This window comes from Chitinophaga varians (assembly GCF_014529945.1).
GTDB lineage: Bacteria > Bacteroidota > Bacteroidia > Chitinophagales > Chitinophagaceae > Chitinophaga > Chitinophaga varians.
The window spans coordinates 152,345-168,449 of sequence record NZ_JACVFB010000010.1 but is presented as its reverse complement, the minus strand read 5'-3'; the positions used below and the strand labels follow the sequence as shown (position 1 = coordinate 168,449).

The 16,105-nt window shown below is 49.7% G+C and carries 1 protein-coding gene (only partly in view); it reads right to left on the bottom strand.

What is annotated here, in order from left to right:
• On the bottom strand, positions 1-16,105 hold the 5' portion of the coding sequence (locus ICL55_RS34685) for a non-ribosomal peptide synthase/polyketide synthase (RefSeq protein ID WP_188106617.1). It extends 13,496 nt beyond the left edge of the window; 16,105 of the gene's 29,601 nt are visible here — the first part of the coding sequence; it begins with the start codon at positions 16,103-16,105; its stop codon lies off the left edge, out of view.

Here is a 16,105-nt window from a genome sequence, read left to right as displayed (position 1 = left end):
TGGAGCGCTCATCCAGCTCCTGATAAGTCAAACTATGCTCCTCGTATACCACGGCTACCGCGCCAGGATGCAACGATACCTGCGTGGCAAACAGGTCCGCAAAGGTTTTATCTTCCGGGTAAGCCGTTGTGGTGGCGTTAAAGGAGGTCAGTAACTGTTCGCGTTCTCCTGTTGTCAACAACGCTATGTCTTTAAACCGGGCAACATTTTTTGTTATCTGTAACAGTACCTGTTTGAAATGGTCTGCTATCCGCTGCACATAAGCCGTTTCCAGCAATGCTGTATTATAGGAGAAACGGACACTGATTTCTTCACCGGCTTCTATCATAATACTCAGCGGATAATTGTTATGCTCTTCCGCTCTTACCTTATCTATCTGTAATTGCCAGGATTGGGCCGTTAATACTTTGCTTACCGGGTAGTTCTCAAATATCATCAGGCTGTCAAACAAATCGCCACCAACGCCTGTCCAGCGCTGTATATCCTTCAACGCGGTATACTGGTACTCCAGGCTTTGCAATTGCACCGACTGCAGTTCCTGCAACCATTCAGTTATATTGTGCGACTCATCCAATGTCGCATGCAACGGCAGCACATTTATATACAGCCCCACCCGTTGTGCTATGTCCGGCAAGCTATCGGGGCGGCCTGACACCATCACCCCAAAAGTGATATCATTACCACCTGAATACCGACATAACAGATACGACCATACGCCCTGCATCAGGGTATTCTGTGTCACCTGGTTGCGTTGCGCATATTGCACGATCTTTTCGGTGGTAGCGGCATCCAGCAGCAGCGCCACTTCCTGATAAGTGCCAATCCCTTTGGTGCGTTCTTCCGTGGTATCTATGAACGGCAACAGGCAACCCGCCTCTGTTCCTTTCATATAGTTGCGCCAGTATTGCTCATCCCTTTCTTTATCACGACGGTCCACATAACGGATATAATCACTGTAGTGGTCCGTGGCACCTGCTGATATTGCCTTTCCTGTTAACAGGCCTTCGTAAATATGCAGCAACTCTTCCAGCAATACGGGTAACGACCACCCGTCCAGCAAAATATGATGGAAGGTCCAGAGCAACCAATAGCGGTCATTTTCCAATCGTGCGAGGCTGATACGCATCAATGGCGGCTCGCTGAAGTCAAATCCTTTATTGCGATCAGCCAGGGCATATTCCCTGCATGCTTCTTCCTGTGCAGCTTCACTGCTACCACGATAATCCAGTACCGATACCGGCAGTGCTACTTCATGGTATACCCCTTGCACGGGAACTGAAAATTCGTCGTGATAAAATCCGCTGCGTAAAATACTATGACGCTGCAGCAGGTACTCCCAGCTTTGCAGGAACAGGCCTTCTTCCAGACCCTTTATCTCACAGGAGAACTGATTGGTATATCCACCTGCACGTTTGTCATACAGCCCGTGAAACAGTAATCCCTCCTGTAAGCTACTCAACCGGTATAGACCCGCCACCTGGCTACGGCGCGGCATTCCCCGGTATTCGGCGTCCAAAAAGGCGTCTAAGGTTGCATTGTCTGTTACAGCACTCAATCCATAGTCTGAAGGCGTGTATACAGACGGCAACATTTTGCGTGATACACAATGCGTGATCAATAATTCCAGTTGTGTTATATAAGCAGCGGCCAGCTGCTCTATCGTAGCAGGTTCATAATGTTTAACACTGTACTCCCATTCCAGTACCAGTTCTCCACGCTGCACAATACTATTAACAGATATCTTCTGTGTTAACGGATGCCGCTCTCCTACCGTTGCTCCCGGTGATTCAGGCGCCAGCTCCAGGTATCCTTTTCCGTTTGCAATATTGTCTAACTGACCAAGGTAATTAAACACGATGTCCCACGGTTCCTTACCCTGCAAGGCATCCATTTTGCTGATATACTTCAGCACCCCGTATCCTATTCCCTTGTCCGGCACCTGGCGCAGCTGTTCTTTTATGTCTTTTAATAAAGCACCCGCAGCCTTTGTTGCCGGAACTTCCAGCACAACAGGATAGGTATTGGTGAACCAGCCTATTGTGTGATGGGTGTTTGTTCCAAGGATAGCATCTTCACGGCCGTGGCCTTCCAGGCCGATGGATACCGTTGAATGCCCGTTCCATGCTGACAGGGAAATTGCCAGCGCACTCAGTAACACGTCGTTTATCTCTGTGTGATAGGCATGAGGAGCTTCCTGTAACAAGCGGTGTGTTTGCAGCGCGCTTAATTTCACAGTATGCTTGCCCATGTCCGATACCGTCACCTTGTCGTCATACGCATGATCTGTCCGCAACGGTACATATGCCTGTACTACCCGCTCCCAGTAAAGCCGTTGGTCAGACAAGCGGCGACGCTGACTGTAATTCTCCAATGCGTCATAAAACGCGCTGTATGCATCGCTCTTTTTACCCAGTACGTTGTCGTTATCCGATGTGTCATTCTGCAATAACAATGACAGATCTTCCAGCAAAATGCGCCAGGACACGCCGTCTACAGCCAAATGATGAATCACTAATAACAATCGGTTATGGGAGGTTTCCTGTGGTGTCAACAACAGCACCGCACGTATCAGCAGGCCTTTGCTGATGTCCAGACTTTGCTGATACTGATTGCCATGCTGTGTGATGGCTTCTTCCAGTTTGTCAGCCGGCACCCCCTGTAGGTCTACTGTTTCCAGCGCTCCTTCATAACTGCCGTATACCTGCTCCCAGCCGTTTTCTCCCCTGTTGTACACGAACCGGAGCGCATCATGGTAATGCATCAGCGTGGTTATCGCAGCGGATAACCTGGACGGCACTACGCTTTTCTCTACCGTCAATAAAACACTCTGGTTATAATGTACCTCCAAAGGATTGCTAGTGTCCAGGTACCATTGTTGAATTGGTAAAAGGCCACTGTTACTTATCACAGCCTGTTCTCCGGATACAGTTTCCTGCTCCGGCACCAGGAGGTGAGCAGACAGTTGTGCGATCGTTTGATACTCAAACAGGTCACCCACCTGTACTTCATACCCCAATTGCCGCGCACGGCTTACTACCTGAATAGTGATGATAGAGTCTCCCCCCAGTGTAAAGAAATTATCGTGTATGCCTATCCGTTCTATCCCCAGTAAATCCTCCCATATTTCCGTCATCGCTTGTTCTATCTCATTACGATAACCGATATAGGTGCTCTCTTCTTCTGCCGTTTCCACAGCATCCATATCAGGCAAAGCTTTTCTATCGACCTTACCGTTTGCCGTACGCGGAAACTCCTGCAAGGCAATCAGTGTGGCCGGTATCATATAGTCCGGTAATCTGTTTTTGAGATAAGCGAGGATGCCTTCTCTGTCGAAAGTACCAGCGGGTACTACATACCCCACCAGCTTCCGGGGCCTGTGTTGTTCCTGTTCCCCGTCATTGCCGGCATGATCGGCGCTTGCCAGCACCACCGCCTGGCTAACCAGGCCGCATTCCTGCAACACGCTCTCTATCTCACCCAGTTCTATGCGATAACCGCGGATCTTTACCTGGTCATCCACCCGTCCCAGGTATTCAATATTTCCGTCCGGCAGCCATTTGCCAAGGTCGCCCGACTTATACAACCTGGCGCCGGCTGTTTCACTGAACGGGTCGGCCACAAATTTTTCCGCTGTCAGATCGGGGCGGTTCAGATATCCGCGTGATAAACCAACACCGCCTATGCAGATCTCTCCTGCCACTCCTATCGGGCATAACTGCATTTCACTGTTCAATATAAATACCCGTTTATTAGACCTTGACTTCCCAATGGGAATGTTCCTGTTATTTGCCGTGGTATTACTTACTTTAAATAAAGTAGCATTCACCGTTATCTCTGATGGCCCATATCCATTGTAGAAATTCTTAAAGCCTGCATAATAAAGCGCATCTTCTGCTATGGCTGCTTCACCGGCAGAAACAATGGTCCGTACGCCCGGCAGATCCGCCTTATTAAGAATAGACAGGAAAGAAGGCGTGATCGTAAACAGGGTCACCTGATGTTTTGCAACAAATGCTATAAAGCTCTCGCTATCTTTCAATACAGCTTTACCTGGTAATATTAACGATGCCCCACTCAACAAAGTGCTGAATATGTCCAGTATAGCGCCATCAAAAGCCGGCGACATAAATTGCAGATAGCGGTCGGCCGCTGTCATGGAGAACTCCCGGATATGGTCCAGGGATACATTTACCAAACCGGCATGCGCTATCATGACGCCTTTGGGCTTGCCGGTGGAGCCGGAGGTATATATGACATACGCCAGGTGGCCCGGATGAAGTGAGCGCTGCGGCGCTGTCACAGGTTCCTGCTGAATGCTTTCCAGGTCATTGTCAAGCTCAATAATAATATCCTGTTCTTTTAATGGTAGTCCATAGCGGTGTATGCTGTTACTCACCATTACCTGCGCAGCTGTGTTCTCTACCATATATGCCTTCCGGTCATCAGGATAGGCCGGATCTATCGGAACAAATGCTCCGCCGGCTTTCATGATGCCCAATATACCGATGATCAGGTCCGCACTTCTCTCCAGACAGATGGGTATCAGCGTTTCTTCCTGTACCCCTTTATGTTTTAAGTAGTGTGCCAGCTGATTGGCTCGCTCATCCAGTTTCCGATAGGTGTAAACCTCGTCTTCAAATACAACTGCCACCGCGTCCGGTGTTTTTAACACCTGCGCCTCCCATATATCCGCTACTGTTTTATTCGCCGGAAGTGTGTCAGCTGTTGCTGTATTATTAAAGGAGATCAACAGCTGTTGCTCCTCTGCGGCAGTCAGTATGTTTAACGATCCGATCGCTGCATCCGGTGTAACCACAACGGCGCGCAATAACTGGTCAAAATGCCCCAGCATGCGTTCCATCCTTTCTTTGTTGAATAAGTCCGAGCAATATTCAATGTTAGCCACCAGCGAGCCGTCCGGACGTTCCACTACAGAAAAATTAATATCAACCGTAGCGGTGGTATGTTCAAATGCTTCTCTTATCAGTTGCACCTCCCCTAAGCGATAAGCAGATACGTCTGCGGCATTCTGTACAGAGAAAACCACATCGCACAAAGGATGACGGCTCAGGTCCCTGTTTGTCAACACCTGATCGACTATCTTATCAAAAGGTACTTCCTGATGATCATATGCCTCGAGTGTGGTTTGTTTTACCTGCTGCAACAGCTGCGCAAATGAAGGCTTATTACCAAGGTCACTGCGCAGGACCAGCGTATTGACAAAAAAGCCGATCAGTCCTTCCAATTCCTGCTGCATTCTGCCATCTATCGGTGTACCGATGCAGATATCTTCCTGCCCGCTGTAGCGATATAACAACACATTGAAAGCAGACAATAATGTCATAAAAAGCGTTACCCCTTGCTGCTGGCTCAGTTGCTGTAATTGTGCCGTCAGTGTACGGTCAATGATAAACCCTTCTATCCGGGCGCCCCTGTTACTTTGAATAACGGGCCGCGCATAATCCGATGGCATATTCAATGGCACCACGCCCTGTAATCTATCTTTCCAGTAACCCAGTTGTTGAGCTAACTTTTCTCCTGACAGATGCGCACGTTGCCATATGGCATAATCAGCGTATTGTACCGGGAGAGCGTTCATCTGCGGAACGCGGTCTTCAGCGTAGGCACTGTATAATGCTACTAATTCCCCGACGATAATACCGGACGACCAGGCATCTACCGCAATATGATGCATGGTCACGATCAACAGATGTTCCTGCTCCCGGAGGGGGATTAGGTGTGCGCGCAGCATATGATCTACTGACAGATCAAACGGTAAAAGGATCAGCTCCTGTATATAGGCTTGCAAGGCGGCCTGGTCGTATTGGTATAAAGGGTCCTCTGTTACATTCAGCTGCCATTGATCTTTGTCCAGCACAAACTGGTAAGCGCCTTCTCCTGCATCCTGGCGGATCACGGTGCGGACCACCTCATGGCGGTTCACGATTTGCCGGAAAGCGTCTTCCAGCGCGCTGCGGTTAAGCTGCCCCTTCAGCCGGATCACCTCCGGCATATGAAATTGCGTGCTGCCCCGTAGCTGGTCCATAAACCACAGATTCTCCTGGTTAAAGGAAAGCGGGATACGGGAAGGACGCTCATGCACTTCAATAGACGGCGACAAGGTGTTGGTTTGGCCCTGCTGTTGTATATAAGCGGCCAGGTCTGCGATCGTCACGTACCGGAACAGCTCTTTTACAGACAACTCTACCCCTATTTTTTTGCGTAGTGCCACTTTCAGGCGCATCGATAACAAAGAATGTCCCCCCTGTTCAAAAAAGTTATCGTATACCCCTATCCGTTGTACTCCCAGCAGCTCCTGCCATATTTCGGCCAAGGTTTGTTCCATTTCATTCCGCGGCGCTACCCGTTCACTCGTTAACAGTGCCTCTCCCGATGGCTGCGGCAGGGCTTTCTTATCTACCTTGCCGTTAGCCGTTAGCGGCAACTGCTCCAGTTCCACGATTACCGGCGGCACCATGTAGTCGGGCAGTTTACTTTTCAGATAAGCATACACGTTATCCCTGTCAAAAACACCATCCGGCACCACATAGCCTATCAGCCGTTTATTACCCTGATCATCTGCTCCGGCCACTACCACCGACGCTTTTACGGAGGCGCATTGCTGTAGTACATTTTCTATCTCGCCCAGCTCTATCCGGTAACCACGGATCTTTACCTGTTCATCCATTCTGCCCAGGTAGCCGATAGTGCCGTCCTGCAGCCACTTTCCCAGGTCACCGGTACGATACATGCGCACCTGCTCACCTGTGCGGAACGGGTCACTGACAAATTTCTCCGCTGTCAATGCCGGAAGATTCAGGTAGCCACGACCCACCCCAATACCTGACACACATATCTCACCCGGTACTCCCGGAGGACATAATCTCCCTTCACGGTCTAATATATAAATAGCAAGATTTTGCACAGGTCTCCCTAAGGGAACACTACTGCCTTCCGGCAAATGATACATCAGGTGATGACAGATATCATCCGATGCCTCCGTTGGACCATAGGCATTTACCACCGGGATGGCGCCATAGCAGGGATGACCAAACCACCGGGCCAGTAAGTTCTGACTGACCACTTCCCCGGTCAGGAGTAAGAATTTCAAATGCTGTAAAGTCACTTCCGGCTCTTCCTGTAGTAGCGATAACAGGTAAGAAGGTACCAGTTCCAAAATGGTCACCCGGTGATCATCAACGGCTTTAATAAGTGCAGTAGGATGATAGATCAGCTCATCACGATAGATAATCGTCTGCCCTCCGCATAACAAGGCGGCAAACATCTGCCATACTGAAATATCGAAGGTAAAAGAGGCTGTTTGAGCGATGATCGAATGTTGATCTATTTTCAGGTCATGTATTTTGGCAAACAGGTGATTCAGCATACCTCCATGTTCTATCATCACGCCTTTCGGAGTGCCCGTTGAGCCAGACGTATAGATCACGTAACACAGGTCACCTGGTGCAGGCCTGGCAACCGGTGCTTCAGTAGGCTGTTGTGCGATGATGTCCCGGATACTGTCTGTCACAATAAGATCCACTACCGCATCAGCAGGGATTTTGTGCCGGCAGGCGGTACTGCTGATAACAATCTGTGCGTTACAATCTTTCAGTATATAGGAGATCCGCGCCGCCGGATACTCCGGATCAACAGGCACATATGCCCCACCGGCCTTCATGATGCCTAATATGGCCACCAGCATGTCCGTCGACCGGTCCATGCAAACAGGTACCAGCATGTCCCTGCCCACTCCTTTGCTTTTCAGGTAATGGGCTAATTGACCGGAGCGGTCATCCAGCTCCAGGTAAGATAATTGGTGCTGTCCGTCACTTACTGCGATAGCCGTTGGCGTTAGTAACGCCTGCTCAGCAAACAGGGCCGGCATGGTTTTATGCTGAGGCCACTCAGCTTTGGTATCATTGAACGTTATCAGCAATTCGCGCTCTTCTGCCGCACTCAACAGAGATAATGTACCTATACGGGCAGCAGGTGTTTGCACCACAGATCGCAACAGTTGTTCAAAGTGGTCCGCCATACGGTTGATGGTAGCTTCACTGAACAGGTCTGCCGCATATTCTATAAACCCGTTCAATCCGTCCGCGCCTTTATCAATTGAAAAAGTTAAATCAAAAGCAGTGGTGCTGTGTTTAATTTCCTCCTGGGATATGGCCAGATTTTTCAGGCTGATATCCGGTGTTTCAGGGGTATTCTGGAATACAAACATCACCTGAAACAAAGGCGTTCCGCTCAGGGCTCTTTCTTTCACCACCGCTTCCAGTACTTTCTCAAATGGTGTTTCCTGATGGCGATAAGCATCCAGCGTGGTATTTTTCACCTGCTGCAAAAGCGAAGTGAAAGCCGGGTCATCTGCCAGGTTGTTGCGCAAGGCGATCGTATTGATAAAATAACCGACCAGTGTAGCTGTTTCTTCCCGCATCCTTCCGGACACGAGGCTTCCTACACAAATATCTTCCTGCCCGGAATAACGATATAACAACACTTTAAAAACAGACAGCAACGTCATGAAAAGTGTGGCGCCATGCTGCCGGGAAAGTGCCTCTAATTGCTGTGTCAACTCCTCGTCCAGCCATATTTTCCGCTTGGCGCCACGCGCGCCCTGAACGGCCGGACGTATATAATCTGTTGGCAGGTTCAACGTTGCTGTTCCTGCCAGTTTCTCTTTCCAGTAACGCAATGCGTCAGCGAATACCACATCGGATAAATATTTCCGCTGCCAGATGGCATAATCCGCATACTGTACCTCCATTGGCGTCAAGGGAGAGGAATGGCCCTCCAGGTAAGTATCATATAAAGTCTGCAATTCATCGAATAAGATATAGGCAGACGTTCCGTCAAATGCAATATGATGGATGGTTATCACCAGGATATGCTCGTTTCCCCCGGCTGACAAACGGATCAGCTGCGCGCGCAGCATATGGTCTTTCGACAGGTCGAAAGGCGCATGGACCAGAGAAACAATCAATTCCTCCAATGCTGCCGGGTCTGTACGATAGGCCTCTCCGGCAATCGTTACCAGCTCCCATTTATCTTTGTCCAGCACCTGCTGATAAGTATCCCCGCTTTCGTCTTCCTGCTGCCGGATAACGGTGCGCAGTACTTCATGGCGATTTACAATATGCTGCAATGCATATACCAACGCTTCCTGATTAAGTTTCCCTTTTAGCCTTAAAATTGCCGGTATGTGATAAGGTACACTTCCTCCCAGCTGGTCGATGAACCACAAACGTTCCTGGCTATACGACAATGGGATATGAGATGGTCTTGACAATACTGCCTCAATGGGCGGCAACACTGAATAATGCTGCTTCTCTGCCGATGAAAGTGATATTTGCGCCGGCAACGCATTAGCAACAGGCGCTACTAAAAATCCTGCGCCCTGCAAATCCCGGATACTCTCTTTAATAGCCCTTGCTATAAAATTGATATCTTCCTCCGTATGTGCAGTAGATAAAAAACAGGTCCTGCCTTCCCATATATACACCCCTTTTTCCAGCAGATGATAAAAGAAGAGGTCCATATTAACATGACTGGCAAAATGGAACAGCGACCCGAAATGATGTACCTGCATAGGCACCTCATGCTGCCGGAAGAAAGCCGCTATGTCATTCACCAAACGGGCAGTACGTGCGTTCAACTGTTCCTGCAGGGCAGGTCCCTGCTGTTTTAATTCGGTCAACAAAGCCAAAGCGGCCGCCATACTTAACGGATGCTTACAAAAGGTGCCGGCGAAATAGGTCGTATCTGCCTGTGGATAAGACTCATCTCCATATTGCCATACGCCACCGTCCAGTACATCCATGAACCGGCGTTTACCGGACACGATTCCTATTGGCAAGCCGCCCCCGGCTATTTTTCCGTAAGTGGCCATATCCGCTGATATGCCAAAATAAGCCTGTGCGCCTCCGGGGTGAACGCGGAAGCCCGTGATCATCTCATCAAATATCAGTACAATATTTTCAGCTTCGGTCATGGCCCGCAGCTCCTGCAACAATACTTTGGGCTGATAACCGGGGTTTCTGCTCTGCACAGGCTCCACCACTACTGCCGCCAGCTCATGCGCATAGGCCTGTATCTGTTTTACCACCTGCGGATGGGTATAATCAAACATCAACACATCCGCTATCATGTTGTCTAAAATGCCCAGCGTTAGCGGCACCCCATGATGACCATTCTCTATATCTTCCAGAACGGCCAGGGTACCATCAAAATGCCCGTGATAGGCGCCTTTGAAAATTGCGATCTTGTTCTTCCCGGTAACAGCCCTTGCTGCTCTGACAGCCGTCATCACGGCTTCTGTGCCGGAATTATGAAAACTCACCCTTTCCATGCCCGTAAATGCCGCAATGAGTTTAGCCACTTCGCCCGTTAATGGTGATTGCGGCCCCAACTGCAAACCTTTATGCAATTGTCGTTCTACCGCTGCCGTTATCACGGCAGGACGATGCCCCAACAGGTTAACCCCAAATCCCATGGCCAGGTCAATGTATTCATTTCCATCTACGTCCGTTATTTTTGATCCGAAAGAAGACTCCACCTGCAACGGATAATGCATTTCTTTGGTAGAAAAGCGGAAGCCCATGGCTACACGGTTATCTGCCAATACCGGCCGGTAATGCTGCGTCAGCGCTTTGGAGGTTTTGGTTTTTTGATTGTACCGGCGTATAAAAGCGTCCAGGTAGTCCTGTTGTTGTTTTGAAAAAGCAGCCTGTCCATTTTGCTTTTCTATCTTAGGAAAAATGGAGGCGTGTTTTTTTGGCGGATATACCTTACCATTACCATTTTTTAATGCAGGTGAATGATCATGCCCGTTATTATTTGCCGGCTGATTTACTATGGCATGTTCCGCTATGCCGCCATTCAGCCCCTGCACAGTAGTTGTTTTCCGGGCCAACAATTGCATCTGTTGCTCGATGATATCCAGATGACGCTGCATCAGCAGATGATCATCGGCAGATACCGCGGCTGATGGTGCGCCATTACTCCTGACAGGCGCCACCACCGTGGCCGATGGGGCCACCACCTCCGGAACGTCGGGTGCTGCAAAGGATTCCACTGCTGCAACCGGCACCTCCGCTGCAATATAGCCGGCCATCAGCTCCAGTGATGATATTTCTTCAAATAATTGCCGCACAGATAGCTTCAGTCCATAATGTTTCTCCACCCTTCGCATCATACTGACCAGTATGGCTGAATCAGCGCCCAGCTCCAGAAAACGGGTATGTATATTAATATCGGCCGGAGACAACTTCAGGAGATCACCCAAAATGCCGGACAGGTATGCCAGTATCTCGTTATAACTATTCGCTTTCATATCTGCTGATTTATTTCCATTCATACTTTTTGAATGTGTTGATACTACGGTTGTCTGCTTCTTTTCAACGTCATCCAGCCAATACCGCTGTCGCTGGAACGGATAGAAAGGCAACTGCACCCGCTGATAACCCGGACCAGCATACAACCGGTCCCACTTAACAGGCCATCCTTTGGTGTATAGCGCCAGTAAACTGTGTAAAAAGACGTCCCAGGAAGATTGCCCCTGCTGCATGCTGGCCAGCAAATTGTTCTCTTCACAGGGTAATGTTAATTGTAGCAGCGTAAGCAGGCTGGGCTGAGGACCCAGCTCCAACATGACTTCCCCGCCCAATACCTTTATGGTTTCAACACTTTTTGAGAAAAGCACAGGAGAGAGAATATGTTTGCACCAATAAGCTGCGTGCGTGATTTCATCGGTCACCACTTCCCCTGTTACATTGGAAATCAACGGAATGACCGGCAGGTGATAACGGATATCAGCCGCTACATTCCGGAACGCCGCTATCATCGGTTCCAGCAGGGGAGAATGAAATGCCTGAGAAACCGGAAGCATCCTGGTATTGATACCGGCCTGCTTCATGGCAGCCAGTATGATGGATACAACTTCCACCTTCCCGGATATCACTGTTAATGCAGGGCCATTAATCGCCGCGATAGCGATGTCCCTTCCATACGGGCGGATCATTTCCGCGACGGTTGCTTCCGCTGCAAATACCAATGCCATACTGCCTTTCTCTTCGAGGGAATGCATCAGGCGGGCCCGCTCTGTAACCAATAACAGGCCGTCATCCAGGCTAAATACCCCGGCAACATACGCCGCCGCATATTCCCCCACACTATGGCCGGTAACAATATCCGGAGATACGCCCAACGATTTCCAAACTTCCGCCAGCGCACATTGCACCGCAAATAATGCCGGCTGTGTATATAACGTTTGCCGCAACAATGCCTCTCCCGCCTCCTGGTCCCCGTCGTACAGCAGGGATACCAGCGAGCTATTCCACCTCGTTTTCAGGAAGGCATCACAATGGTCTATTACTTTTTTAAATACCTTATTGTGTTCGTAGAGCGCTTTCCCCATTTGCCAATACTGCGATCCCTGCCCCGTAAACAGCCCAACCAGCTTCCCTGCCGGAACGGTGGCATTTCCCTGCTGCAGCTCCCTGTGTGCGGTCCCCTGGATATAAGCCCTGAGATAATTCAGGGCGTCAGCGGTCGTACTACCTGCAAAGGCTACACGATGTGGGAAAACGTCCCTGGTAACAGCGCTGCTATAGGCAATAGCACTTAATGGTCCGGATGACTGCTCCAGCAATGTGATATATTGCTCTGCCAGCGCCTGCAATGCCGCAGGTGTTTTGGCAGACAGCAATAAAGGATAGGATGGTAATGTAGGCGCCTGTTGTGTTGTATCAGTTTTCTCTCCCTCCTCCAGTATCACATGCACATTGGTGCCACTCAGGCCGAAAGCGCTGACAGCAGCCCTTCTTTTTCCGGTGGTCACCTCCCAGGGCAGCAGGCGATCGGCCACTTTCACCGCCATGTCCTTCCAGGGAATGAACCTGTTAGGCACTTGAAAATGAAGACTTGCCGGAATCTGTTGATGTTGCAGGCACAGCACTGTTTTTATGAGCCCCGCTATACCGGCGGCGGCTTCCAGGTGCGCTATATTGGTTTTTACGGCTCCTGCTATCAAAGGCTGCGCTGCGGAACGGGAACGACCGTATACCGCCTGTAGCGCCCGCACTTCTATAGGATCGCCCAGGCGTGTGCCTGTGCCATGTGTTTCTACATATTGTACCGTATCTGCAGCGACGCCGGCATTCCGTAAGGCCTGTTCCATCAATTGCTGCTGCGCCACGCCATTGGGTGCCGTCAGCCCATTGCTTAAACCATCATGATTAACCGCTGAGCCTTTAATCACCGCCAGGATATTATCGCCATCCGCTACGGCATCACTTAACCGCTTTAATACCACGACGCCCGCCCCTTCTCCTCTCACATAACCATCTGCGCTATCATCAAAAGTTTTGCAGGCGCCCGTTGGCGATAGCGCCTTCATCCTGCATAATCTAATCGTCGTATCCGGCGTTAGCATGAGGTTTACCCCACCGGCCAATGCCAGGGAGCATTCCCCTTGCATGAGGCTCATGCATGCCTGATGCACACTTAACAAAGAAGAAGAACAGGCAGTGTCCAACTGCATCACCGGACCATGAAAGTCAAGCGCATAGGCAATCCTGCCTGCCGCAATACTTCTCTCTACACCCAGGCCTCTGAAGGTGTCTTCAAAATACCCCACATCCATCCGGTCAAGAATGAGATGCTGATAATCATCGGTGGCCATGCCCACAAATACGCCGCTATTGCTTCCCCTTAGTTCCGATGCCCTGATCCCTGCATGTTCCAGCGCCTCCCAGCAGACTTCCAGCAATAATCGTTGCTGTGGGTCCATGGCAGCCGCCTCCTTCGGAGAGATACCGAAAAACACAGGATCAAACTGATCTACCTGTTTTAAAAAACCGCCTTCACGTGTATACATTTTACCTTGCGCGTCCTCATCAGCATCAAAATATGCTGCTGCATTCCAGCGATCGGCGGGAATAGCGGAAATACCATTCCCCTGGTCACACAGGAACTTCCAGAATGCGGAAGCGGTATGGATATCTCCCGGAAACCGGCACCCCATCCCTATTACAGCGATCGGCTCTCTCTCCTGCCGCTTCTTGTTGCGCACGGTTTCGTTTTCCTGCCTTTTTTCGCGGAGGAAACCCGCCAGCTGTTTCGCCAGACTATCTACTGTTGGGAAATTATAAACAATGGTATTGTCTACCGTTACCTGTAGAAAGGCCTCCAGGTCAGCAGCCAGCTTCACGCCCTGCATAGAGGTCAGGCCGTGCGCCGCAAAAGGTTTTTCAGTGGCCAGGTCCTGTCCGGTCAGATGCAGGTGCTGCCGCAGCCATTGCTGCAACCATTCACGCATCTCTCCATAGTAGGCATCATCTACGGAAGCAGCAGCAGTCACCGGTACTGCTTCCGCCGCGGCCATCTTACCTTCCTGTTCTAATTCCCTTATTACCTCATCGTATATACCACGCTGATATTCTTCAGAAAATAAATACCGCTTTACTTTTCCACTGGTCGTTTTATGAATTTTCCTCACCGGCAGCACATGCTTTATCTGCAGCCCCAGCATAGCGGCAGCAAACTTTTTCACGGCGGTGGCAAGGGGTAAAAATTTCCGGACCGAAGATTTATATACCACAAAAACGATGACAGCTTCCGACCCTGTGTCCTCATCAGCGACCCCACAGGCCACCACTTTTCCGGTTTCTATTCCTTCCAGCTGTTCCAGCGTTTGCTCTATGTCATGTGGATATACATTTACCCCATTGACAAAAATGATATCCTTCACCCTTCCTATTACAAACAAACAACCTTTCCATAAAAAGCCGGTATCCCCTGTGTTCAGCCAGCCTTCATCATTGATCACTGCGCTGGTTGCTGCTTCATTGTTGTAATATTGCCGGGTAACAGCGGCGCCGCCGATCCGGATAATCCCTAAATGCCCTTCAGGCAGGTCCACATCCTGCTCATCGGTTATCCTCACAGCCACCCCGCCGATAGTCGGTCCCAGGTTTACCACCTCTGCCAGGTCATTGCTGCCTTCCTGTTCTGCCAGGTCATTTTCTATTACATACTGCCCTATCATTAAGGCACTCCGGCGCACATACACACTTTCAATGGTAGTAACGATATGCGGGAATGTTACTGCCAGCGTGGCTTCCGCCAGGCCGTATCCCGGCCGCATGGACTGTGAGCGTAAACCGAATGCTCCCAGGGTAGTCATAAAATGCCGGCATAAGGCTGCCGACACCGGCTCTGCGCCATTTAAAATGATCCGTACAGAAGAAAGGTCGAGCCCATTCGCTTTATCCGGCGTAAACTGGTTCAGGTAATATTTATAACCGAAATTAGGTGAACAAATGATCGTAGCCCGGTGCTCCGACACTTTTTGCATCCACAGCAACGGATTCCTGATAAACAGGTCGGTGGGTATCAGATAATGTTGCAAACCCAACCCCAGCGGATACAGGTGAAACCCGATCAGCCCCATATCATGGGTAAGCGGCATCCAGCTTAAATAACGATCATTCTCCGTACAGCCATGCGCCGATAAAGCCGCCTGAATATTACTCAGCAGATTACTGTGCGTAAGCACCACGCCCTTCGGATTCCCGGTAGAACCTGATGAAAACTGAATAAACGCAACGGAATCGGGCGTAACAGGATGTAACTTCCCAACAGCACTTGTTTCATGGCTGTCTTCTAAAAACAATACCCGATCAAAACGCAGTACCTGACCGGTTTCATCTGTATAGTCGTGCGCACATAATTTCTCATAATGCGCTTGGCTCGTAAACAGATAAGGCCGCTTCAAAAACGCTTTTATCTTAAATAATTTCTGTGCATTTTCGCTGTAATGCGTTACCGAAACAGGGACAGGAAGAATACCCCCTAAGATACAGGCCCAGAAAAGCTGAAGGAATGTTTTACTATCTTCTGCCTGCAATACCAGCTCATCACCAGGTGCCATACCACTGTCCTGCAAATAGCCTAACCATGATAAAGCAGCGGTATACAACTGATAATAAGACATGAAATCTTCCTTATTCCCCGCCCCGATAAAGGTGATGCCCTTCTCCTTTTCTTCTTTTCGCCTTATTAACAATTCCGATAGCGTGGAAGATATCAGTGAATTTTTCAT